The 24,162-nt window shown below is 57.0% G+C and carries 22 protein-coding genes; 11 read left to right on the plus strand and 11 right to left on the minus strand.

Annotated features, from left to right (window positions below; translation table 11 throughout):
- Positions 1 to 251: 251 nt before the first annotated feature.
- From phaZ to Q0778_RS08735, 3 genes are all read left to right on the plus strand, one after another.
- Positions 252 to 1,487, plus strand: coding sequence for a polyhydroxyalkanoate depolymerase (phaZ, locus tag Q0778_RS08725; RefSeq protein ID WP_298306992.1), 1,236 nt, complete (start codon positions 252 to 254; stop codon positions 1,485 to 1,487).
- Positions 1,484 to 2,491 carry a nitronate monooxygenase gene (locus Q0778_RS08730; RefSeq protein WP_298335495.1) on the plus strand — a complete coding sequence of 336 codons (1,008 nt, stop codon included), beginning with the start codon at positions 1,484 to 1,486 and terminating at the stop codon, positions 2,489 to 2,491. Before phaZ ends, Q0778_RS08730 begins: the two co-directional genes overlap by 4 nt.
- A gap of 142 nt (positions 2,492 to 2,633) precedes the next feature.
- On the plus strand, positions 2,634 to 3,020 hold the full coding sequence (locus Q0778_RS08735; RefSeq protein WP_298335497.1) for a hypothetical protein: 387 nt from the start codon (positions 2,634 to 2,636) through the stop codon (positions 3,018 to 3,020).
- A gap of 1 nt (position 3,021) precedes the next feature.
- On the opposite strand, the gene sthA is transcribed toward Q0778_RS08735, so the two are convergent.
- The 9 genes from sthA to Q0778_RS08780 all read right to left on the minus strand — a co-directional run bounded on the left by sthA (position 3,022) and on the right by Q0778_RS08780 (position 10,525).
- Positions 3,022 to 4,476 carry a Si-specific NAD(P)(+) transhydrogenase gene (sthA, locus tag Q0778_RS08740; protein WP_298335499.1) on the minus strand — a complete coding sequence of 485 codons (1,455 nt, stop codon included), beginning with the start codon at positions 4,474 to 4,476 and terminating at the stop codon, positions 3,022 to 3,024.
- A 45-nt stretch (positions 4,477 to 4,521) separates the two neighbouring features.
- Complete coding sequence (locus Q0778_RS08745) at positions 4,522 to 5,127, minus strand: DUF4126 domain-containing protein (RefSeq protein ID WP_298335501.1); 606 nt, start codon at positions 5,125 to 5,127, stop codon at positions 4,522 to 4,524.
- Between the two features lie 63 nt (positions 5,128 to 5,190).
- Complete coding sequence (locus Q0778_RS08750) at positions 5,191 to 5,730, minus strand: hypothetical protein (protein WP_298306975.1); 540 nt, start codon at positions 5,728 to 5,730, stop codon at positions 5,191 to 5,193.
- Positions 5,727 to 6,263: a hypothetical protein gene (locus tag Q0778_RS08755; protein WP_298306972.1), complete on the minus strand. Its 537-nt coding sequence runs from the start codon at positions 6,261 to 6,263 to the stop codon at positions 5,727 to 5,729. Before Q0778_RS08755 ends, Q0778_RS08750 begins: the two co-directional genes overlap by 4 nt.
- Positions 6,260 to 6,865 carry a hypothetical protein gene (locus Q0778_RS08760; RefSeq protein WP_298306970.1) on the minus strand — a complete coding sequence of 202 codons (606 nt, stop codon included), beginning with the start codon at positions 6,863 to 6,865 and terminating at the stop codon, positions 6,260 to 6,262. The genes Q0778_RS08755 and Q0778_RS08760 overlap by 4 nt, the downstream gene beginning before the upstream one ends.
- A gap of 144 nt (positions 6,866 to 7,009) precedes the next feature.
- Complete coding sequence (locus Q0778_RS08765; protein WP_298306967.1) at positions 7,010 to 8,191, minus strand: acetyl-CoA C-acyltransferase; 1,182 nt, start codon at positions 8,189 to 8,191, stop codon at positions 7,010 to 7,012.
- Positions 8,192 to 8,303: 112 nt separating this feature from the next.
- Positions 8,304 to 8,753, minus strand: a complete 450-nt coding sequence (locus Q0778_RS08770; RefSeq protein ID WP_298306964.1) for a MaoC family dehydratase — start codon at positions 8,751 to 8,753, stop codon at positions 8,304 to 8,306.
- A 138-nt stretch (positions 8,754 to 8,891) separates the two neighbouring features.
- Entirely contained in the window at positions 8,892 to 10,310 is a 1,419-nt protein-coding gene (locus Q0778_RS08775; RefSeq protein ID WP_298306961.1) for a putative O-glycosylation ligase, exosortase A system-associated, read from the minus strand.
- A complete protein-coding gene (locus Q0778_RS08780) occupies positions 10,307 to 10,525 on the minus strand; it encodes a hypothetical protein (protein ID WP_298306959.1) in 219 nt (72 codons plus the stop codon). Before Q0778_RS08780 ends, Q0778_RS08775 begins: the two co-directional genes overlap by 4 nt.
- Before the next feature lie 65 nt (positions 10,526 to 10,590).
- Here Q0778_RS08780 and Q0778_RS08785 point away from each other — a divergent pair, with 65 nt between their 5' ends.
- The 6 genes from Q0778_RS08785 to Q0778_RS08810 all read left to right on the plus strand — a co-directional run bounded on the left by Q0778_RS08785 (position 10,591) and on the right by Q0778_RS08810 (position 21,734).
- Positions 10,591 to 11,856, plus strand: a complete 1,266-nt coding sequence (locus Q0778_RS08785; protein ID WP_298335503.1) for a TIGR04063 family PEP-CTERM/XrtA system glycosyltransferase — start codon at positions 10,591 to 10,593, stop codon at positions 11,854 to 11,856.
- 46 nt (positions 11,857 to 11,902) lie between these two features.
- Entirely contained in the window at positions 11,903 to 13,138 is a 1,236-nt protein-coding gene (locus tag Q0778_RS08790; RefSeq protein WP_298335505.1) for a hypothetical protein, read from the plus strand.
- Between the two features lie 245 nt (positions 13,139 to 13,383).
- Complete coding sequence (gene gltB, locus Q0778_RS08795; protein ID WP_298335507.1) at positions 13,384 to 18,036, plus strand: glutamate synthase large subunit; 4,653 nt, start codon at positions 13,384 to 13,386, stop codon at positions 18,034 to 18,036.
- 26 nt (positions 18,037 to 18,062) lie between these two features.
- Positions 18,063 to 19,514 carry a glutamate synthase subunit beta gene (locus Q0778_RS08800; protein ID WP_298306943.1) on the plus strand — a complete coding sequence of 484 codons (1,452 nt, stop codon included), beginning with the start codon at positions 18,063 to 18,065 and terminating at the stop codon, positions 19,512 to 19,514.
- A gap of 245 nt (positions 19,515 to 19,759) precedes the next feature.
- Positions 19,760 to 20,995, plus strand: a complete 1,236-nt coding sequence (locus Q0778_RS08805) for a carbohydrate porin (protein WP_298335509.1) — start codon at positions 19,760 to 19,762, stop codon at positions 20,993 to 20,995.
- Positions 20,996 to 21,038: 43 nt separating this feature from the next.
- Positions 21,039 to 21,734 (plus strand): hypothetical protein, encoded by a 696-nt coding sequence (locus Q0778_RS08810; protein ID WP_298335511.1) that lies wholly within the window; start codon positions 21,039 to 21,041, stop codon positions 21,732 to 21,734.
- 1 nt (position 21,735) lies between these two features.
- Here Q0778_RS08810 and Q0778_RS08815 read toward each other — a convergent pair whose 3' ends face one another.
- Both Q0778_RS08815 and ung read right to left on the minus strand, forming a co-directional pair.
- The gene (locus Q0778_RS08815; protein WP_298306935.1) at positions 21,736 to 22,062 is read right to left on the minus strand and encodes a TraR/DksA C4-type zinc finger protein; all 327 of its coding nucleotides are present in this window, start codon (positions 22,060 to 22,062) and stop codon (positions 21,736 to 21,738) included.
- Entirely contained in the window at positions 22,059 to 22,745 is a 687-nt protein-coding gene (ung, locus tag Q0778_RS08820) for a uracil-DNA glycosylase (protein ID WP_298335513.1), read from the minus strand. The genes Q0778_RS08815 and ung overlap by 4 nt, the downstream gene beginning before the upstream one ends.
- Before the next feature lie 102 nt (positions 22,746 to 22,847).
- Between ung and Q0778_RS08825 the strand changes: the two genes are divergently transcribed.
- Together Q0778_RS08825 and lptC are read left to right on the plus strand one after the other, a co-directional pair.
- A complete protein-coding gene (locus Q0778_RS08825) occupies positions 22,848 to 23,483 on the plus strand; it encodes a ribonuclease D (protein WP_298335514.1) in 636 nt (211 codons plus the stop codon).
- A 12-nt stretch (positions 23,484 to 23,495) separates the two neighbouring features.
- On the plus strand, positions 23,496 to 24,161 hold the full coding sequence (gene lptC, locus Q0778_RS08830) for an LPS export ABC transporter periplasmic protein LptC (protein ID WP_298335516.1): 666 nt from the start codon (positions 23,496 to 23,498) through the stop codon (positions 24,159 to 24,161).
- The last annotated feature ends 1 nt before the right edge of the window (position 24,162 follow it).

The following is a 24,162-nucleotide window of genomic DNA, read 5'->3' on the forward strand; positions in this document are numbered from 1 at the left end:
TCGATGCTTGCCGCTTCGCCGTCGTGCAAAACTGCCCCCTTTGGCGGCGTTTCAGTTGTCATATCCCCACTCATACTTGCGTTCACCTAGGCGCGATGGTCACGAATTTCACCTCCAAAAGCGCCAAAAGTGACGCATAACTTCGATAACGAGCGATTGTGCATTGCACAAAACTCTGCCAATGCCCATCTGCAAGAAAGCAAAAGACATTGCGCGTCGGGATCGCACGGCTGATAAGGAACCAGGCCAGGATGCTTTACAAAGCCTATGAACTCCAACGCAGTTGGCTCAATTCAGTGAGCACAATCGCCTCACTGAGCTCAGAATTTCTAACCAGTCCGGCCAATCCGTGGAGCCGAATTGGTTTTGGCGCGATGACCGCCAACGCGCTCGACGTATTCGCCCACGCAACAGCGCCGTATAGCAAGCCCGCCTTTGGCATCACCGAAGTCGATGTGGATGGAACAATCTATCCCGTAATCGAAGCGACGGTTATCAATCGCCCCTTCGGCGATCTTAAGCGCTTCCGCCTTGATGGTGTGGACGACAATCGCCCCAAGATGCTGATCGTTGCACCGATGAGCGGGCACTTCGCCACGCTGCTTCGCGGAACAGTTGAGCGGATGCTTCAGAAGTTTGAGGTCTACATCACCGATTGGGCCGACGCGAAGACCGTGCCTGTGCACGAAGGCTCCTTCGACCTTGACGATTACATCGACTATATCATGGATTTCCTTGAGTATATCGAGCAGCTAAACCCCGGTCAGCGCCCGCATATGCTGGCCGTATGTCAGCCATCTGTACCCGCTTTTGCCGCAACAGCGCTGCTTAACCAGCACAAATCGCCTGCCGCTCCGGCCACGCTCACCATGATGGGTGGGCCAATCGACACGCGCGAAAGCCCGACAACGGTCAACGACCACGCGATGAACCGGCCGATTGAGTGGTTCCGCAAATCCGTCATCGCCTCCGTCCCGATGCAATATCGCGGTGCAGGGCGGAAGGTTTATCCCGGCTTCATGCAGCTTTCGGCGTTCATGAGCATGAACCTTCAAAGCCACATGATGAGCCATTATGAGATGTTCAAACACCTCACCACAGGCGATGAGGCATCGGCGCAGGCGACAAAAGACTTCTACGACGAGTACCGCGCAGTGTGCGATATGACCGCGGAATTCTACCTCCAGACGGTCGAGGAAGTGTTCCAGAAACATTCGATCCCCAATGGTGAGTTCCGTCACAAGGGAGAGGTCGTCGACCTCACGCAAATCACCGAAACCGCGCTTCTGGCGGTGGAAGGTGAACGTGATGATATCTCTGGGCTTGGTCAGACCAAAGCAGCTTTGAAGCTGGCCACAAGCCTAGTCGAAGGCAAGAAGCGCTACTTCATGGCAGAAGGCGCGGGTCACTACGGCATCTTCAATGGCAGTCGCTGGCGCACAAAGGTCGCGCCCGTGGTCGAGGAATTTGTCGAAGCGCATTCGTGAGCATTAAGCTCTACAGCAGCCGGTTTTCTGAGCGATTTGGCCTTACAACTCCTATCGCTCTAGCACCGATGGCCTTTGGCACAGGTGGCAGCCTTGCGGCCGCTGGCGCCAAGGCGGGAGCGTTGGCGCTAATAGGCGGTGCCTATGGTGATCTTGAGTTCACATCGCGCGAATATTTGGCGGCGGAAGAAGCTTTGGAAGATGATCCCGTAGCCTTTGCAAGGCTGGGCTGTGGATTCATCACATGGAAGCTCGAAGAAGACGCCTCCGCGCTCGATTGGGTCCTGGACCGTCCGCAAAGGCCCGCAGCTTTGATGCTCTCCTTCGGCGATCCCACCACAATCTCCAGGCGCATTATCGATGCTGGCATACCGCTCATGTGTCAGGTGCAGACCATGGCGCAAGTGCCCGAAGCGATCGCAGCAGGCGCAAATGTCATCGTTGCCCAAGGAGCAGAGGCGGGCGGTCATGGCATGAATGCGCTCGACGGACGCAGCACGTTTACGTTGGTGCCTGAGATAGCCGATTATCTTGCCGCGCAGGCTCCCGATGTTCAGCTGCTGGCAGCTGGTGGCATCGCGGACGGGCGGGGGCTTGCTGCTGCGCTTATACTCGGCGCAGATGGTGCGCTCGTTGGATCACGGCTTTGGGCCTGCGCAGAATCGCTCGCTCCCGAAGCCGCGATTGCCGAAGCGATTGCAGCCAACGGAGACGGGACTGCCCGTTCCAAGGTCTTCGACATTCTGCGCGAGAAGAACTGGCCTGCCCATTTCGATTTCAGAGCGATTCGCAACGCAATCCACCGCGAATGGGAAGGCCGGATCGGCGAGCTTACGGCTGACCCGCATGATGCGATCGAAGACTATAAAGCCGGTGTTGCGACATGTGACTATTCCCGGGCCCATGTGACCGTTGGCGAAGGCACTGGGCTTATCAAAGACGCACCCAAAGCCGCTGACATTATCGAAGCAATGTCAGCGCAAGCCCGCCAATTGCTCGGGTAGATCCGGTTACCCCACCTTAAGCATAAGGCCAAAGCCTAGGGTAAACCCTTAGAGCTATACTGGTGGTTCAATCTGATATTGAGCCATGGGGGCAATGATGATCCAGATTTCCAAAGCACTCTGCATTGCGGCAGCCTTTTGCATGGGCAGCACGGCCTTGGCGGAGAACTCAGGCTGGCGCATTTCCGAGGCCGATGGCCAGGTGTCTGTCATCCGCGGAGACAAATCGCTTTACGGCGCCAGAGGTACCGACCTTCAAGTTGGCGACATGGTTAAGACCAGCGGCGCTGCCAATGCTGTCCTGGTGCGTGGCGATGAATTTGTGGTGGTAGACAGCGGCAAGACTGTCCGGATCAAGCCCGCTGAAGAACAAGGCGTGCTCGGACAAATGGTGGAATTTGTGACTGGCCTTCTTGGCCCATCTGAAGATCACTCCAAGCTCAATCGCCCGATGCAAGCTGCGGTCGTAAAGGGTCTCGATGGCAATATGGTGACAAGCCAAAGCGAAGACGACGGCTCAGGCGAGTAACCTAGGCCGCCTTCTTTTTGCGTTTCGCAACGCTTTTGGCCTCTGACTTTGCGGGCGACACCTGCAGTCGATTCCATAGGTCGAGCGCAGCCACTTTGTACCCTTCTGCCAAAGTCGGATAGTTGAAGCTGTTCTCAACAAAATAGTCGATTGTGCCGCCCAGAATGAGCACAGCCTGGCCGATGTGGACCAGCTCTGAGGCACCCTCACCTACGACATGAACGCCTATAAGTTTGCGCGTCTCGCGGTGGCAGATGAGCTTTAGGATACCTGCCTCAAGTCCCATAATATGCCCGCGCGATGTCTCCTTGAACCGCGCAATGCCGCATTCGTAAGGGATGCCTGCTTGTTGCGCATCGGCCTCTGTCATGCCCACGGACGACAGTTCAGGGACCGCATAGACACCATAGGGTGGCTTTTGATCATCCGCCGCAATCGCCTTGCCAAACGCATGACAGGCAACCGCGCGCCCCTGCTCCATTGAGGTGGAGGCAAGGCTCGGGAAACCGATCACATCACCGGCAGCATAGATGTTGGGCACGTTGGTTTGGAAGGTCGTGCGATCGACCTCCAATCGACCACGACTGTCTGCTTCCAGACCACAGGCTTTTAGATTGAGGCTGGAGGTTGCGCCTTCGCGACCAGCGGCGAATAGAACCATCTTCGAGCCGATCAAACGACCATCGGCAAGCTGACAGATTGGATCGCCACTCTCACTGAAGTGGATGTAGGAGAGTGAACATCCCAGGCGCAATGACATCCCCCGTTCACGCATGGATTGGACGAGGTGGTCGACGATCTCTTTGTCCATAAACGGCAGGAGCTGCTCGTTTGGTTCGATCAGCGTCACGGGAATGTCGAGCGCGCTAAAGATCGTTGCATACTCAAGGCCAATCACACCTCCGCCGACAACCGTCAGGCTGCTGGGCATCTGCGGCTGGAGGATGAAGTTGTCGCTATCGAAGACGTTGGTTTTGTTGAACGGGATATGCGCCGGGCGAAAAGGCCGCGTGCCGACTGAGATCAGGATCTTGTCGGCCTTGATAACCTCCTCAACGAAGGAACCGTCAAGCTCGCGCCGGACCGCGATCTCATGGGGGCTCACAAAGGAACCACGGCCGTTGATCGTCTGCACACCGTTGCGCGCAAATTGGTGTTCGAGCACGGCGACTTCGTAATCGAAGGTCTTGCCGATGCGCTGGTCTAGATCATCAGAGCAAATGGTGGTGCGCGTGCGATAGCCCTGCCCATAGAAGGCCCGCTCGCGCCAGCCGGAAAGGTTCAGTGCTGTCTCGCGCAGGGTTTTGGAGGGGATGGTGCCGGTGTGGACCGAAACCCCGCCTACTTTTGCGCGGTCATCCACGACCACCACTGACTTACCAAGCTTTGCCGCCTGAATGGCTGCCCGACGGCCTGCGGGGCCTGCTCCTAGAACGATGAAATCATAATGCGCCATAAATGCTCCCGTGTGAGGGGCAAAACGGCCATTGGGAGGCGGTGTTTAACCCTCGGGAATTTCCTTAGGGCTTCGGAAAAAGAGACGGCTGATGACCCGCTTGGCCATCCAGAGAAGGCCGATGACCAAGACGAGCAAAACTGCCGCGACGCCAGCTGCGGCGAAGGGGTATTCATAGGCGAACCACAAGAGGCCAACCGTGGCGACATCCTCTGCCGTCGATACAGCGACATTGCTGACAGGCTCTGGCGAGGTGTTCACCACCGCCCGAGCACTTGCTTTGCCACCATGCGCGAGGAAACTTGCCCCACCGCCAAGCAGGAAGGCGATAACTTGTGTCGCAGGGTCGGATGGATCGACAATCGCCAGCGCCAGCAATGCGCCGCCAACGGGCCGGACCAGCGTGTGAATAGTGTCCCAAGCGCTATCGAGCCACATGACTTTGTCGGCAAAAAACTCGGCTAATGCTCCGATAGCGGCGATGCTCATGACCCACGGGTTTTCAAGTACGCCAAGGCTGGCGAGATGCTCTGGCACAGGCAGCGCTTCCAATCGCATCGCAAGCCCGGTTGCAAAGATGCACAGGTACAGCCGCCAACCTGAAAGCAGGCTCACGCTGCCCGCGATGCCGATGATCTCGATGATGCCCATTGGCCTACGCCGCTATTTGGTGAATTCGGGTGAGGCGAGAAGTGCAGCATGGGTTTCCGAAGGTCATGATTTGCGCCCCTCGCTCTTGGCTCTCAACGGTTCGCTAGGGGAATGGGGCGTTTGCCATGTTCCGGTCACATCGCTCGGATCGCGCGCGTCCAGCTTGCCTTGAAAATAGTCGCGGAAGCGTGGGGTGAAGAGCGCCTTTCGATGCTCCCAAATCTCATCAGCCAACGAGCGGAAGGTGAGCACGTTTGCATAAGCATCCCAGAACTCCCAACGACTATCATCAAGTGACCCGTCAACCCACTTTGCGTGCGCCTCTTGCATGTTCATTAGAAGCGGCATGGAGATGGCAAAAAAGGAGTAGCGTTCTGCATCGGTTAACTCTGTATCGGGCTGAGCCACCTTCGCCATAATGGCAGCGTTTTCCGGACTCTGGTGATAGTACCACTCAATCATAGCGCGGTGCGAGGCTTCGGCCGCTTCTGCCTTAGACTGCACAGTATTCTGCCGGATTTGCAGGCCCACAAAGATCAGCGACAGCATAATCCCAAGCGCCGCCGCGATTTGGCTGATGAAGTAGAAATCCTCGAGGGTCATGGCGTGACTTTCGCTTTTTGGGGCCCCGCTGCGCCTTGGTTTTCTACCCAAGGCCGCGCGCCTTCGGGTAAAGGCGTATTCAGAAGATTTGCCTCTACATAGTCCACAAACTCAGGCGTGAACGCGTAAGTGCGCAGCGCCCAGAGCTCTTTGCCGCCCTTGGTGTCGAGATAGGATAACGAGGACCGCTCCCAGCTCCTCCAAAGCTCATCGTCCAAGTCGCCCTCGCGCCATTTATAGAACGCGCTCTGGGTGTAGGATAAGACGGCGAGTATACTCGTGATGAAGTGCATCGTTTCTTGTGGCGTCAAATTGTCGAGACCGGCCAAGCCTTTGATCCCTATCTCCGAAAGATGCGGGTGTTCAGAGAAGGAGAGATACCACTTCGCGAAATTGTCGTGCACCGCCTGCGCGGCATCGGCCTTGGCTTGCCGGGTGCTCTGACGAACTTGCAGGCCGACAAAGATCAGCGAGGCCATAATCCCAAGCGCCGCCAAAATCTGGCTGATGAAGTAGAAATCCTCAAGGGTCATTGCTCGCTCCCCGTTTCTGCCTCTTCGGCAATGGCTGCGGGTGCGTAATCGCTGAGACGCGGCGTGTCTTCGCCGATCAGCGCATCAAGTCGTTCGATTTCAGCGATGTACTCTGCATCGTACAAGCCTGCAGCGATGGTGCTGTCGTAATAGAGTTTCACGAGAGGCAAGCGGCGGAAGCGCGCGGCCCATTTGCCGTGCACCTCCCAATCCCGCCGCAACAGGCTTCCTTCCTGAAAAAGACGAAACGCCGCAAGATGCCCTTGGACTGTGCCCTGTATCACCAACTCAGCGCGGGCTCGTTCCTCTTCGTCAAAATCGTCGACCATGTTTGAAGGATCAAGCAATTTGCGCGTCAACAGCGCGGTGCTCGGATCCTCTGCGAGCCCGAAACTGTTTCGTGCCCACATGCGATTGACTTCAAACGCCGATGCCGCGCGAGTGGCCTGTGTGTTCTGCTGGACTTGCATGCCGACAAAGATCAGCGAGATGACGATGGCGAGCGCGCCGATGATCTCCGCTAACAACGCTGCGGATTGCAAGCGCGTGGACAAGCCCTTTGGTGCCTTCGCTTGAATCGTCGCTTCGGTTCCGTTGGTCATTCTCTTGCTCCCACTGCGCAGCCTAACAGAGGCGAAGAGCGCGCTAAAGGCAAGAAAAGTCGCTCCATTCTCTGGCCACACAACAAAAAAGGCGCCGAGGTGGTGATACCGCGGCGCCTCTTTCTGATTTGGTTTGATGAAGCTTTAGAAGACCTCGAACAGGCCCGCTGCGCCCATGCCGCCGCCGACACACATCGTGACGACCACGTATTTCGCGCCGCGACGCTTGCCCTCGATAAGGGCGTGACCGGTGCAACGTGCGCCTGTCATGCCGTAAGGGTGACCGATCGAGATCGAGCCGCCATTGACGTTGAGGATATCGTTATCGATGCCCAGACGGTCACGGCAGTAGAGAACCTGCACGGCGAAGGCTTCGTTCAGTTCCCACAGGCCGATATCGTCCATTGTGAGGCCGGTTTGCTTGAGCAGCTTGGGAATGGCGAAAACAGGACCAATGCCCATTTCATCAGGCTCGGTACCGGCAACCGCCATGCCGACATAACGGCCCAGCGGCTGGAGACCTTTTTGCTCTGCAAGCTTGGCTTCCATCAGAACCGATGCCGAAGAACCGTCTGACAGCTGCGATGCGTTGCCAGCCGTGATGGTCATGTTCGGACCCATTACCGGCTGAAGCCCTTGGAGACCTTCGAGCGTGGTTGAAGGACGGTTGCCTTCGTCCTTGCTGAATGTGTGCTCAACCTGGCTGACTTCGCCTGTTGCCTTGTCTTTCACCATCATGGTTGTGGTGACAGGCACGATCTCAGCGTCAAAATGGCCAGCTTCCTGGCCAGCAGCCGTACGCTGCTGCGATTGCAGAGCGTATTCGTCCATAGCCTCGCGACTCACTTGATAGCGCGCTGCAACCGTCTCTGCGGTGCCGAGCATTGGCATATAGACATCTTTGTGCATCGCGATGAGAGAGGGATCGGGAGCGACGCGCATCTCAGGGGTCTGGACCATTGAGATCGAATCCTGACCGCCGCCAACGACCACGTCCATATTGTCGACAATGATCTGCTTGGCGGCCGTTGCGATTGCCATAAGGCCTGATGAACACTGACGGTCGATAGTTTGCGCCGCAACCGAAGTAGGCGCGCCGCCGCGAAGCGCGACTTGGCGACCAATATTGCCAGCTTGCGTGCCCTGGGTCAGAACCGCTCCCCAAACGACATCATCGATTTCAGCAGCGTCAATTCCGGAACGCTCGACAGCAGCCGCAAAAGAAAATGAGCCGAGCGTTGCGCCGGGTGTTGCGTTGAAGCCGCCTTTATACGCACGGCCAATTGGGGTGCGGGCGGTGGAGACGATGACTGCGTCACGTGACATGTTCGGGGTGTCCTTTCAAACAGGGTTGCTCGTCCCCCCTATGACGTAAGGTCGGGACTGGAGAGGGTAAATGGGCGCGGGGAAATCTATGCGCCCTGAAAGTCTTGTTCGTTCAAACGAAAAGCATGGTGATCCATTCGCAGATCAGAGCAGGCTTGTCTTCGCCTTCGATCTCAATGGTGATTTCCGCTGTTTGCTGCCACTGACCAGGACGCTTTTCGACCATTTCGAGCAGCTTCCAGTGACCGCGGATACGCTTGCCAACGCGAACCGGCGAGATGAAACGGGTTTTATTGCCGCCATAGTTCACGCCCATCTTCACACCGTCGATCTTTGGCGTGTCGCTGTTGGCGCCAAGATAAGGCAACATCGACAAGGTCATGTAGCCATGCACGATGGTGCCGCCAAATGGGGTCAGTTTGGCTTTTTCTTCATCAATGTGGATGAACTGATGATCGCCGGTCGCATCGGCGAACATGTTGACCTTTTCCTGAGTCATTTCGACCCATTCGGATGTGCCGATGTTTTCGCCTACCTTGGCGGCCAATTCCTGCGGTGTCATATCCGTTGCTCCTCTGCCTTTATTGCTGCCCTCCATGAACGGCGCAGCCAGGTTTACGTTTACGTTAACTTAGCCCTTCATTGGCAGGAGCCAGCTGCAAACGCAACGATAAAGCATAAGGTTGTACGGTGACTGGACCTATATCGTTACGGCACCCGCAGCTTTACTGGCATTTTCTCGTCCACGAGGAGCTCTACGGGTGCGATTTGAGGCACGGTCGGCGACCAAATCCCGCCCTGCTAGCTCCTGCGCCGAATCAAGCCTTGTGACATAGGAATAAAGCCCAATTTGCAGGCCGACGATCATCAGCATGACCGGCTGATATGCGATCCCCTGGAACGTCGCGCCGACAAGATAAATGAGGCTAGCAATCTGCAATGCAGCGGCCAGTGGCGAGATCCACGCCTCGCTTTCTTCGGTCTTGCCGCGCCATCGACGATACGTCTTCTCCATCTGATAAATGCCCAGCCCATGGAGCAGCAACCAGATGATCAGACCGGGATAGCCTTGCTCGCCCAGAAGTTCGAAGAAGGCTGAGTGGAAGGCGCGTGCCTCGTCAGTCACTTCGCGATATTCGGTTGTAGTGGTGTTCCCCACCTCTTCGCGCACCGGCAGCTTGTAGGTGAAGGAGTTCGAACGGTAACTGTCGAACCCACCACCAAGCGGCCTTTCCGACGCATAATCGATGGTCCAAGCCCAGACCTGCATCCGTGTTGAGGCGCTTTCATCACCGCCCGGCTGCGCGATAGTCGCCATCCTCTCATAATAGCTTTGAGGCAGAAACGGCAGCGCGATCAATCCAAGGACGCCGGCCGCTGCGACAAAGATCAGGCGCTTTTCTGTGTAGCGCAGCAGAAAAACGCCGAGCGCGGCAATACAGACAAGCCCTGTGCGTGCCTCGGTCCCGATGGGAATCATGAGACAGGCAAAGCACAGGAGCACAGCAAAGGTGGTCACCGTCCAATGCGGCTTGATGATGGTGCCGAAGCGGGTGAACCAAGCGATTACCGGGATGAGCGCAATCGCCACCGTTGCAAGGGTAGAGCTTTCATAAATCCCACTGTTGTCTTTGACGAAGAACTTGAGGCTGCCATAGCCGCCTCCACCCAGAACGGTCTTCATTCCCGTAGAGATCACGATCATACCAACGGCCAGCACCATGGTAAGCGCCAACGCCTCAATCCGAGCCCTTGTCGTGATCGTGAGCGGCAGGAAGATTGCGAAGACCAGCGCCTTCCACACCCAATCCCATTTGGTTGCCGCGTTCTCAGGGAAATCGGCGAATTGCAATGTGAATGCACAATAAAGGAGCAGCGCCAGCATCAGGAACTGGCGAAAGGTAAAGCGCGCGCCTTCCTTGCGGTCGAACAAGACCCAGCCGGTGAACGCGGCACCAAAGGCGACAAGCGAAACTGGCACGCTTTGGATTACACCGTAGCCGATCAGCTGCGGGGCCAGAATGTCGATGTAGACATAGAGCAGCACCCACAGGTACGGCCGCCTCAAACCCAACGCCAAAACGAAGCCGATAAAGCCAAGAAAGACAAAATCGATCATGCTTCGGAAGCATCGCTATGCGAGGATCGAGTGGATAGCACCGCTTTCTGTCCGCGAACGCGTCTCCTTGCTTTTCTGCTGCCGCGATTTGCGTCAGCCTCTTGTTTGAGTTCAGAGATCGCAGGATCGACATCCAGGCTGTCGCGCATGACAAGCCGGATGAACACAAGCACAAGCAAGCCGTGTCCCAAAGCAAGAGCGAAATAGTCGATCATGTCTTCGCGCTTTACGGCAATGCGGTTGACGCGGCGTTAAGCACAATCGGTTTATGCAGCAGCGCATGACACGAGTTCTCCACGTTCTTGACCACTCGCTCCCGCTCCACAGCGGCTACACCTTCCGCACGCGTGCCATTCTGAAAGCACAGGAAGCAGCTGGGCTAGAGGTGCGCGGCATCACGTCGCAGCGCCATAATAATGAGGCGAAGTGGACGAAGGCCCAAGAGACCTTTGACGGGCTCACCTTCCACCGCACCGCTGGCACACCCAGGGGGCCCGTCGGCATTTCCGAGTTCCGCGAGATGGCGGCGCTCAATGACGCAATCCTTGAGCTTGCCGAAGAATGGCGTCCGGACGTGATCCATGCCCACTCACCAGCGCTTTGTGGCGGCGGCGCGATGCGGTCTGCGCGAAAGTTAGGTGTACCATTCGTCTATGAAATCCGCGCCTTTTGGGAGGATGCGGCGGTGGGCAACCTATCCGGTACAGAAGGGTCGCTTAAATATCGCCTAACCCGCGGCCTTGAGACACAAATCGCCCAAGGTGCCGATGCGGTTTTCACGATTTGCAACGGCCTACGTGAAGATCTGATCGAACGTGGTATTCCCGGCGGCAAGATCGGCGTGATGCCGAATGGCGTCGACCTCACCCTTTTTGGCGAGCCTTGCGCGCGTGACGAGGCGCTTGCCAGCGAGCTAGGCCTAGACCGCGGTGCACCAGTGATCGGCTACATCGGGAGCTTCTACGATTACGAAGGCGTGGACGATCTAATCCAAGCCATGCCAATCCTACGTCAGTTGAATCCAGACGCACGGCTCCTACTCGTCGGCGCAGGCAATATGGACCAAGCATGGCGAGCTGCCGCGGCGGCTCTTCCCGAGCCAGAAGCTGTGATCTTCACTGGCCGCGTGCCCCATGATGAAGTTGAACGTTATTACTCGCTCATCGACGTGCTCGCCTATCCGCGCAAAGCCTCTCGTCTCACCGATCTGGTCACGCCCTTAAAGCCGCTCGAAGCGATGGCTCAGCAGCGGCTGGTGGCGGCGTCCAACGTGGGTGGCCACCGTGAGCTTATCACCCATGGCCAAACCGGCGTTCTTTTTGAACCCGATGATCCCGTAGCCTGCGCCGATGCATTGAACGAACTCATTGAAAGACGGTCGGAATGGGAGGCCTTCCGCAGCAATGGCCTGAACCACGTCAAAGAACACCACGACTGGCATTTGAACGCGCGGCGTTATCTCGATGTTTACCATATCCTCTTAACTCAAGCCTTGAACGCAGGTTCATCCCCTCGGGTGGACCGCGAACAGGGATTACAAGCCTGAGGCGAACAAGACTTGCCGGATGGCTCGGTAAAGGCGGTTAGGCGCAATGCAATTGAGTACTCTCAAAAGGAAAACCGCTCGGCAACACGCAGATGCGGTGGGAATAGACGAAGCTGACACCAGCAGTCATGAGGCCAAGGCAACCGGCTTTGCCGCCTATATTGCCCTGCCCAAGCACAGCGCCTTCTTGCCTGTGATGACGATCTGGAGTGGTCTGGTTCTTGCCCTGGTCGTGCTGGTTCTTCCCGACCAAGCGATCGCGCGCATATCCTCGCTCACCGGGGTTTACCTGCCCCTTATGACTGCACGTCTGATCCTTGCGCTTGGCATGGGAATCTTCGGTGGTGTGCTCGGTTTTATCATCTCCCGAGCCCTAGCTCACCGATTACTGGTCAAGCAAAGTGACGGCATTCTCACTTCAGACTTAGAACGGCTCGACGTAGAGCCGATCGATCCGACTGCGGATTTGGGCAGCGACAGCCTGGATGCTCCAATCGAAACAGCCGATACTCACGACGAGGGCGAACTTGCTGACTTCAGCGAGATTCAAGAGGACGAGGAGCAGGCCGAACCGAGCCTTGGAGATCTGGCGCGGCGCGGCTTCAGAATCGAAGCAACCGAGGTTTTCGAAGGGCAACCTCAAGACCAACACAAAGGCGGGCGGGCCTTGAGCGGCGAAGAATCAGGGCAGACTCTTGTCGAATCGCACGAAATTTCAACCTGCGAAGAGGTGACAACCCCAGCTGTTCAAGCGGCCGTCGATGACCCTCAGGTCATACCCGAGCCTCAACTTACTGAGCTAGAGCAAGCCGATTTTGCACCGCTCAATGCGGACACAATCTCGCAAAAGAGTGATAAACCTCGCGCGCTTGATTTGAGCGAATTTGCGGCAATGCCCGGCCGCGATGCGGTTTGGGTGGAAAAGCCTGCTGCAACCACTCCTGAAGAGATAAATGCAAAGCCGCCACACGCGCAGGTCCCTGAAAGCGCTATTGAAAAGCTGCGCCAGACGCCAACCCAGGAACTTAGTCTCGTTGAAATGATCGAGCGTTTTGCTGCTGCTCTACACGATCGCCAGTCTAAAGAACGCACGTCGACTTCCAGCGAAGAAGTTGCGCGCGAAGCCGCACTCGCCGAGGCCCTCAAGGCACTCGCGCTGTTTACCGACGCCGGCTTCGACAAAGGCAATTCAGCAGCAGTAGCAAATTGCCAGATCGACCAAACCGAAGATGAATTGAAGAACGCTCTGGCCAGATTGCAGGAAGTGCGCGGCGCCGCCTGACGGGCCGGTTTTGACTGAGACAGCGCGTTTCTTGCAAAAGGTCTTGCGTAAAAGAAGCGAGGCTTAACCCATGGTGAAATTAAATTTCACTGTTCGCGGTTGCAATATAGATATTCCATCTGCAATAGAGGTCCCAAGCGGAGCCCACTCACCTTGAGGTGCGCGGGCCCGATGTTTTTCGCCATTGCCGCGCCCTGAGCGCGCGAGCCTTCGAGCAGTGGCATCTGACAGATTGGAACCTCGCCATGGGACACCCAGATTCCCAGGGTCTCTACGACCCGTTAAATGAACATGACGCCTGCGGAGTGGGCATGGTCGCCCATATCAAGGGCGAGAAAAGTCATGCCATTATCGAGCAAGCGCTGCAGATTCTTGAACGGATCGACCATCGCGGTGCTGTTGGCGCTGACCCTTTGCTTGGCGACGGTGCAGGCCTGCTTATGCAGATCCCTGATCCAATTTTCCGCAAATGGGCGGGCGAGCATAGTGTCGACCTGCCCAAAGCGGGCGAATATGGCGTTGCCATGTGCTTTATGCCTCAAGATGAGGCAGCTCGCAGCTTTGTCACAGAACAATTTGAAAAGTTCATCGCGAAAGAAGGCCAGGTCCTTCTGGGATGGCGCGATGTTCCGGTCACGCTCGATGGTCTTGGCAAGGCGGTGATTGATTCCATGCCCGTGATCCAACAAGCGATCATCGGTAAATGCGAAAACTGCGAAGATCAGGACGCATTTGAGCGTAAGCTTCTGGTGATCCGCAAACAGGTCCAAAACCCGCTCGCGAAGCTTCAGGAAAAGCACGGCCTCCCGGGTCTCACCGACCTTTACGTACCGAGCTTTTCTAGCCGGACGATTGTCTACAAAGGCCTCTTGCTTTGTGAGCAGGTGCGCAGTTTCTATGACGATCTGCGCGATCCCGATTGCGTTTCGGCGCTGGGTCTTGTGCACCAGCGTTTCTCGACCAACACTTTCCCCAGCTGGCGTTTGGCTCACCCCTTCCGCCTGATTGCGCACAATGGTGAGATCAACACCAATCGCGGCAATGTGAACTGGATGAATGCGCGTCGTCGTACAATGGAAAGTGACCTTCTGGGGCCAGACCTTGATAAGATGTGGCCGATCATCCCGCACGGGCAATCGGATACGGCGTGCCTCGATAACGCTTTGGAATTGCTGCTCGCAGGCGGATATAGCCTCGCGCACGCCATGATGATGCTCATCCCGGAAGCCTGGGGCGGCAACGATCAAATGGACCCGGAACGCCGCGCGTTTTACGAATATCACGCAGCATTGATGGAGCCGTGGGATGGCCCAGCCGCTGTGTGCTTCACCGATGGTCGTCAAATCGGCGCGACATTGGACCGCAATGGCCTTCGCCCCGCGCGTTTCTGCGTCACCAAAGACGATATCGTGTGCCTGGCTTCCGAAAGCGGTGTTCTGCCGTTTGCTGAAGAAGACATCACCCGAAAATGGCGTTTGCAGCCCGGAAAAATGCTTTTGATCGACCTTGAAGAAGGCCGGATCATTGAAGACGCAGAGCTCAAGGCTGACCTTGCTGAGGCCAAGCCTTACAAGAAGTGGCTTGAGCAGGCGCAGTATAAGCTTGCCGATATCAGCGAGATTGAGCCTGAACTTTCTGAGCTTCCCGTTTCAGAAACGACACTTCTCCAACGCCAGCAAGCCTTTGGTTACACTCAGGAAGATGTGACCAAATTCTTGGAACCTATGGCGGTCAAGGCTGACGATCCGATCGGTTCCATGGGCACCGACACGCCAATTGCGGTGCTGTCGAACAAGGCGCGCCTGCTCTACGACTATTTCAAACAGAACTTCGCGCAGGTGACGAACCCGCCGATTGATCCGATCCGTGAAGAGCTGGTGATGAGCCTTCTCTCCATGATCGGTCCGCGCCCGAACCTGCTTGGTCAGGATGCGGGCACGCACAAACGGCTTGAGGTGGAACAGCCCATCCTTACCAACGATGATTTGGCGAAAATCCGCTCGGTCGAGGCGGTTTTGGACGGCGCGTTCCGTTGTGAAACCATCGACATGACTTGGGATGCCAGCACCGGGGCCGAGGGCCTCGAGATGGCGATCAAGGAAATGTGCTGGGCGGCAACTGAAGCGGTGCTTCAAGACCAGAACATCCTTGTGATCTCTGATCGTGCACAAAGCGAGGACCGCGTTCCGATGCCCGCGCTTTTGGCGACAGCGGCGGTGCATCACCACCTCGTGCGCCAGGGTCTGCGGATGCAAACCGGGCTTGTCGTAGAAACCGGCGAAGCGCGCGAAGTGCATCATTTCTGCGTTCTCGCAGGCTACGGCGCCGAGGCGATCAATCCTTACGTCGCTTTCGAAACGCTCGAAGATATCCGCGCGAAAAAGCACGCCGATCTCACCGCAGACGAAGTTCAGCAGAACTACATCAAGGCGGTCGGTAAAGGCATTCGCAAGGTTATGTCCAAAATGGGCATCTCGACCTACCAGAGCTATTGCGGCGCGCAAATCTTCGACGCGGTTGGTCTCTCGAGCGAGTTCATCGCCAAATACTTCACCGGCACTGCGACCACCATCGAAGGCGTGGGTCTTGAGCAAGTCGCAGAAGAGAGCATTCGCCGCCATGCGCAAGCTTACGGCGACAATCCGATCTATGCGGGAATGCTCGATGTGGGCGGTATCTACCAATACCGTCTGCGCGGTGAAGAGCACGCTTGGACACCGGACAATGTCGCGCAATTGCAGCATGCGGTGCGCGGCAATGCTCAAGCAAGTTATGAAGAGTTTGCGAAGTCGGTGAACGAGCAAAGCGAACGTCTGCTTTCGATCCGTGGTCTCATGGAGTTCAAGAAAGCCGATACACCGCTCGACATTGACGAGGTCGAACCCGCGAGCGAAATCGTGAAACGCTTTTCTACTGGCGCAATGAGCTTTGGCTCGATCAGTCATGAAGCGCACTCGACGCTCGCGATTGCGATGAACCGGATTGGTGGGCGCTCAAACACCGGCGAAGGCGGCGAAGAACCGTTCCGCTTCACCCCGCTCGAAAACGGCGACACCATGCGCAGCCGGATCAAGCAGGTGGCATCGGGCCGGTTTGGCGTTACGGCAGAATATCTCGCAAATTCCGACGATATTCAGATCAAGATGGCGCAGGGCGCAAAGCCGGGTGAAGGCGGTCAGCTGCCGGGTCACAAGGTCGATAAGCGTATCGGCGCGGTGCGTCACTCGACGCCGGGCGTGGGTCTTATCTCCCCGCCGCCGCACCACGATATTTACTCGATTGAGGATTTGGCTCAGCTGATCCACGATCTCAAAAACGTGCAGCCGTCGGCGCGGATTTCCGTTAAGCTCGTCTCCGAAGTGGGCGTGGGTACGGTTGCCGCCGGTGTGTCGAAGTCGAAGGCCGATCACCTGACGATCTCTGGCTATGACGGCGGGACCGGTGCATCGCCGCTAACCTCGCTGACGCACGCCGGGTCTCCATGGGAAATCGGTCTTGCTGAGACACAGCAAACGCTGCTTCTCAACGACCTGCGCAGCCGCATTGCGGTGCAGGTCGATGGTGGCCTCCGCACTGGCCGCGATGTGGCTATCGGCGCGCTTCTAGGCGCGGATGAGTTTGGTTTTGCGACTGCTCCTCTGATCGCTGCGGGCTGTATCATGATGAGGAAATGCCACCTCAACACCTGCCCAGTGGGCGTCGCGACCCAGGACCCTGTGCTGCGCAAGCGCTTCACCGGTCAGCCTGAGCATGTGGTCAATTACATGTTCTTCGTTGCTGAAGAACTGCGCCAAATCATGGCCGAAATGGGCTTCCGCACGGTTGAGGAAATGGTGGGCCGGGTCGACCGTCTCGACATGACCCACATGCACCGGCACTGGAAAGCGCAAGGGATCAATTTGGATCGCCTGCTCCACGCACCAGAGCTTCCCGAAGGCGCGGCGCTCAACCACACTGAGACGCAGGACCACGGTCTCGATGCGGCGCTCGACAATCACTTCATCAAGGATGCGAGTGAGGCGATCAGCGCGAAAACGCCGGTGGAGCTCAATTACGAAATCCGCAACGTCAACCGCACCGCTGGCACCATGCTGTCTGGCACAATCGCCAAGATGCACGGGCACGAGGGGCTTCCTGTCGATACAGTTCGCATCAATCTGACCGGTGTGGCTGGCCAGAGCTTCGGCGCATGGCTTGCGCACGGCGTCACGCTTGATCTGGTCGGCGATGCCAATGACTATGTCGGCAAGGGTATTTCAGGTGGACGCATCATCGTGCGGCCACCCGAGAATGCGCCTCGCGCCGCGAACGAAAACATCATCGTTGGCAACACAGTGCTTTATGGCGCGATTTCGGGCGAGGCATACTTCTCAGGCGTCGGCGGAGAGCGCTTTGCTGTTCGCAACTCTGGCGCGATTGCCGTTGTCGAAGGCACTGGCGATCACACCTGCGAATACATGACCGGCGGCGTTGTCGTTGTGCTTGGCAAAACCGGCCGCAACTTTGCAGCCGGCATGAGCGGCGGTGTCGCTTACGTTTATGACGAAGACGGCAGTTTCTCCGATCTCGTCAACCACGCGCAGGTCGAGTTGGAAGCCATCTCAGCCGAAGCGGACGAGGATGAGGGCGCCAATGATTCTTGGGGCCGTCCAAACCAGCGCACCCGCTCGGTCAATGACCTTGGCATGGGCGATATGCTGCGTCACGACGCAGAGCGCCTGCGTATCTTGGTTGAGCGTCATCAGCTCCACACCGGCAGCACAGTCGCCGCCGACTTGTTGGGCGATTGGGACAATGCGTTGACCAAATTCGTGAAGGTCATGCCAACCGACTACAAACGCGCGCTCGAAGCCATAGAGGCCGAACGCCTTGAAGCGGCTAGCGTAGCAGCTGAGTAAGGGTTGGGGAATAAAGAGACAGTACAATGGGTAAAGACACAGGCTTCCTCGAACTCGACCGCCGTGAACGCGATTATATCGATCCGGAAAAGCGGCTTGAGAACTATCGCGAATTCGTGGTGCAGCCATCCGATGAGACGCTAAGCTCACAGGCATCGCGCTGCATGGATTGCGGAATTCCATATTGTCACAACGGGTGTCCGGTGAACAATATGATCCCGGATTGGAACCACCTCGTTTATGAAAACGACTGGAAGAATGCGCTCGACGTGCTGCATTCAACCAACAACTTCCCAGAATTTACGGGCCGCATTTGTCCCGCGCCTTGTGAGGCGTCGTGCACGCTCAACATCGTTGATCAGCCCGTTACGATCAAATCCATCGAATGCGCGATTGTCGATCGCGGATGGAAAGAAGGATGGGTTACCCCGCAGGTTCCCGAAAAGAAGACCGGAAAGTCGGTCGCCGTCGTGGGCTCTGGCCCTGCTGGCATGGCAGCAGCCCAGCAATTGGCGCGCGCGGGCCACTCGGTCACTTTGTTTGAGAAGAACGACCGGATCGGTGGGCTTCTTCGTTACGGCATTCCAGACTTTAAGATGGAAAAGCACCTCATCAACCGCCGCTGCGTCCAAATGGAAGCGGAAGGTGTGACGTTCAAAACCAGCAAGGAAGTGGGCGTTGATGTCTCCTTCCAGTCTTTGCAGGAAAATTACGACGCGGTTGTCTTGTCTGGCGGCGCGGAAAACGCACGTCAGCTGCAAATTCCGGGCGCTGAACTCAACGGCGTTCGTTTGGCGATGGAATTTCTGACCCAGCAGAACAAGCGTAACGCAGGCGACGAAGAATCGCGTGCGGCACCGCGTGGAACGCTCAAAGCAACCGGCAAGCATGTCGTCGTCATCGGCGGCGGTGACACGGGCTCTGACTGCGTGGGCACATCCAACCGTCAAGGCGCAGCTTCCGTTACTCAGCTTGAGATCATGCCCAAGCCTCCTGAAAAGGAAGACAAGGCAATGACATGGCCCAACTGGCCATTGAAACTGCGCACTTCGTCTAGCCACGAAGAAGGCGTGGAGCGCGATTGGGCTGTCCTTACAAAACGTGTTGTGGGCGATGGTGAGAAAGTCACCGGCCTTGAGTGCGCGCGTGTCGAATGGGTGCAGGACGACGAAGGCCGGCACCAAATGCGCGAGATTGTGGGGAGCGAGTTCACTATCCCCGCTGACCTGATCTTCCTTGCCATGGGCTTTGTCGGCCCGGTGAAGGCAGGCCTCCTCGACCAATCTGGCGTAGAGCTTTCGGATCGCGGCAATGTTGCAGCGAATGAAGAAAACTACGCCACCAGCGTTGAGAACGTCTTTGCCTGCGGCGATATGCGCCGGGGTCAAAGTCTTGTGGTCTGGGCCATTCGCGAAGGGCGCCAATGCGCACGGGCGGTTGATGAAGCGCTTATGGGCGTGTCAGAACTTCCGCGCTGATTTCCCCAAAGCCCAGGTGGCATTATTGACACAAAGCTAAACAAAGACGCCGCGGCGAACGGTCAGTCTGGCGCAAATTCTTGATTTCCTTTTCTTATGGGGCCATTCCGGATCCTGGAGAGAGTTGGCGCAGTGCAGTGTGCCCCGTGAGAGAGGGTCGATAGGCAATGTCATTGTGCATTAGCCGCACAATTGCGTGCTGTTTGTTGTTGAGCATCGGTGTGCTGGTGGTTTCAAGACCTGTTATGGCGCATGATGCGTATGGCCCGGAACGCGGCCTCGTGGAGACACCGGACCCACAGCAAACTGGGTCTGCATCTTCTGAAAATGCCTCTCTGCCTCTTGTCTCCGAACAAGAGTCATCTCCCGCTCCAACTCGGCCAGATCCGTTTGATATCGAAATAGTTGCCTCGCAATTCCTCGATGCTCCAGTCGCAGGCGATGCCGCGAATACGCTGCGATATGGTGGCCGTGTCGACGGTTATGTGCGCGTTAACGGAAGCGCTATCGGCGCGTCTTCCAAACTGACACTAAACCTGCGCCCAGAGTTTCGCTGGGGAGAAGATTCGAACGGCGTTATCGGTCTGATTCCTAGCAATACCGCTCTTTTCCGTGGTGAGGGCCGAGGTCGGGTCGATCTTTCGGCCAGCCTTGAATACAAATGGGACAGCGGAGCCACATTTGAGCTGGGCAAACTCAACCTGCTCGATGTGGCTAGAAAAACGCCCCTCAAGGCGAGCAATGGGCATTTTGGCTTCCAAAACCTCGGTATTGCCTTTCCCCCTTCAGCCATCGCTCCCAACACAATTACAGGCGCAGCATTAACCGTGCCCACCCAAAAGGTGATTTACCGCCTTTGGGTTTTTGATGTGGACTCGCAGTATCGGCGCAGCGGCTTGGAAGATCCGTTTGAAAATGGAGTTGGATTTCTTGCCGCGGCTACGCGCATCGCCAATATTGGCGGCAACCCGGGATTTTACACTTTTGCGCTTGTTGGTTCGAACAGAGATGATTTTGCGCGCGACATACTACCTTCCCCGCTCTTCCCACCGCCACCGCCTGTTGGAACATTTGGGGACGAAAGCGGCGAGCTTGCTTTGCAGCTTTCGGGTTATCAGTATGTCAAGCGCTACCCTGAAGCAAAGGGCAAGGGCTGGGGCATCATTGCGCGTTTCCATGCGACCATGGGTGATCCGACCTTCCTCGATTTTTCAGGTTACTTCGGAGTTACTGGGAACCCGCGTTTCCGTCCGCAAGACCGGTTTGGCCTCGCCTACTTTCAATACTCGCTCACCAATGAATTGATCGACGATATCGCGTTCCGGCTGACGCTGGAGGATGAGCGAGGAGTGGAGGCCTTCTATACCTATCAGTTCGACGACCGGTTTGGCCTGACTGCCAATATACAGGTGGTCGACAGCACCATCGCCGCTCGCAGCACCGGCGTACTCGCTGGATTGCGATTGACGAGCGTCTTCTGAACCGGCTTTCGCTTTTGCGAAGACCGCGTGTTAGAATTGAAAAATGCCTCTCAAACCCCTCATATCGCTTTTCGCCTTGGCGCTGCCTCTCACCGCTGTTGCTCAAGAGCAGGCGCACGAACCGAGCGAAGAGAACGCCGAGCAATCCCAATTCGTCGGACGCTATGATGGCAGCAGCATGGAAACGGCCATGGGCATGGTTGTACGCCCGGACGGGTCCTTCCAGTGGGGTTTGTCAGTGGGCTCCCTTGATCTGCGCGCAAAAGGGACTTGGTATGAACAAGGAGGCATGATCGCCTTCACAAGCGATCCGAAGCCGGTTGCTCCAGAATTCGTTTGGTCGGGGATCGAGGAAACGGGCGACGGGCCGTTCTTGCGGATCAATTGGGCGGGAACTGAAGATCCCTTCACCTATGCTGACGTGCGAGGCCTGTGTGCCAATGGCGATCTGATCAACACAGCGTTGTCCAAAGGTGTTTGGTCCCCGGATGAGAGCTGCGACAAGGTGGTGGCGATCGAGTTTTATCTCAGCAGCTATCAAGTGCTCTCGGCACCTTTCGAACTTGTCGGCGAACGCAAAGTGAACGAAAGACAAACCATTCAAATTGAGTTTCATCGCAACGATCTTGGCTTGGCTGATTTCGATGGCGTCACGGGTGTTTTGCAAGAAGGCAAACTCCGCCTTGAAAGCAGCCTTGGGGCGATGACATTGCGCAAGTTACCGCCTCCGGCCGAGTAACTCATGCCGCGCATTTGATGCAAGTGGGAATACTCGGATCGTGGTGCAGGCGCGCTTCGGCGATTTCTTCACCGCAACCAAGGCAATAGCCCCATTCGCCTTCGTCAAGCCGTTCGAGCGCCGCCTTGATCCTCAAGCCCTCCGCTGCGCGACGTCGCTCGGTCGCCTGAGCCATGGCCTGTTGCTGGAGTGCATCCATCCGACTGAGGCGGCCCACACTATCCTGTTGCAGCTCCACCGTATCGCGCGAATCGGCATTGGCTGCGTCTTCCTTTGTGAGTTCGGCTCTGCGTGCGAGCAAAACCTGGCGGGCTTCATCCTCGGTCATAGCGCCCAGTCTATACTGCCGCGCCCTTGAGCTTCCAAAAAAGCATTCGCCTGACTGAACGGCTTCGAACCAAAAAATCCACGGTGCGCGGACAAAGGAGAGGGATGAGGAGAGGTGAGCACCAGATGGTGGCTCGCTTCCCCTAGTCCCTTGACCCGAGCGGCCTTTTTCGCCGCGTGACTGCCCCACAATACAAAGACGGTCGCCTGCCCGCCCGCAACAACCGCTTCGACACAGGCATCGGTGATCGCGTCCCAGCCCCTCCCCGCATGGCTGCCCGCCTGTCCTGCTTCGACCGTCAACGTGTTGTTGAGCAGCAGAACTCCCTGCCTTGCCCAAGGTGTCAGATTGCCCGTTTCCGGGCGAGGAATGCCAAGGTCATTCTCCAACTCTTTGAAGATATTGACCAAAGACGGCGGCTGCTTGACCCCGTCTTGAACCGAAAAACTCAGCCCATGCGCCTGACCGGGCCCATGGTAGGGGTCTTGCCCAAGGATCACGACTTTCACTTTTTCAAGGGACGTCGCCTCCAGCGCCGCAAGCCGCGTGCCGCGAGGGGGATAAATCTCTTTGCCGGCTTTCTCTTCGGCGACAAGCCAACCGCCCAACTTCCGCGCTTCGGCACTGCCGAGCGCCGGTTCGAGCGCCACGCGCCAGCTATTGGGGATTTGATCGCTTGCCATGGGACCCAGGCTACACTTGGGGAGGCCCAACTAGCGAGCCGCCAGCTGCGCGCTATCCCCCTCTTTCCCTTCATATCAATGTGGCGTAATGGCCTGTCTCATATGACAGTTCATTTTCACGAAGAAGACCTGCCCGATGGCGTGCTTGAGGGCACCAGCGATCTGGCCGTCGACACAGAGACCATGGGTCTCATCACCCACCGCGACCGGCTTTGCGTCGTCCAGATCTCTGATGGATCGGGCGATGAGCATCTCGTGCGCTTCTCGCCGGGGAGCGATTATGAAGCCCCCAATCTGACCCGCATCCTGGCTGATGAAACCCGCGTCAAGCTCTACCATTTCGGACGCTTCGATCTGGCGGCGATCCAGTACTATCTGGGGGTAACAGCAGGTCCGGTATTCTGCACCAAGATTGCGAGCAAGATGGTACGCACCTACACTGACCGCCACGGCCTCAAGAACCTCACGGAGGAATTGCTCGGAGAGAGCCTCTCCAAACAGCAACAATCCTCCGATTGGGGCGGCCCGGTACTAAACGATGCGCAGCGCGATTATGCCGCATCTGACGTGCGGTTCCTTCACCGACTTCGAGACGAACTGGTAGTGCGCTTGGAGCGCGAAGGACGGATGGACATCGCACAAGCCTGTTTTGACTTTCTCCCGACCAGAGCCGCGCTCGACATCGCCGGATGGGATGGGCGTGACATATTCAGCCACAATGAAGGTTACTATAAGTAAGCCTAACCCATCATGGTGATCAAACGCCGCATCGAAACCCAGCGCGCCAAGGCGCTGCGCAGCAAGAGACAGGATTTTGCAGCCCCCGGCGGCAGTCACGACCAGCTCGTTGGCTTTCTTGCACGCGCCTTGCCGATGGGTGTGGGCGTGCTCGCGGCACTAATGATAATCACGCCCTTGTCGCCGCGCGGGGAGGTCAGCTTTCTGCTCGACCGTACGCAAGTATCGGTGATTGATGAGCGTCTTAGCGTAGACAACGCCATGTATCGCGGACGTGATGACAGTGGTCGTCCTTTCTCGATCACGGCAGGCGAAGCGGTCCAACGATCAAGCGCAGAGGGCAAAGTGCGGATGGACGATCTGCTCGCTCAGATCTTGCTCGAAGATGGTCCGGCGCGCCTCTCTGCCAAAGGTGGGATTTATGACATCAACGAAGAAGTGGTGGATGTGACGGGCACCATGCGCGTTCGCACTGCCGATGGTTATGCGATCAGCGCAAGCGGTGTCTCCTTCGATCTTGAGACCCGCACAATGACGGGATCCAATGGGGTCGAAGGCACAGTTCCAGCGGGCGATTTTTCTGCCGATTCGATGCGCGGCGATCTGGATGCACGCACAATCTCGCTTGATGGCAATGCCAGGCTCACTATGGTGCCTGGCAAATTGAGGGTGCCGTGAT

The sequence above is a fragment of the uncultured Erythrobacter sp. genome (assembly GCF_947502395.1).
In the GTDB taxonomy this organism is placed as follows: Bacteria; Pseudomonadota; Alphaproteobacteria; order Sphingomonadales; family Sphingomonadaceae; genus Erythrobacter.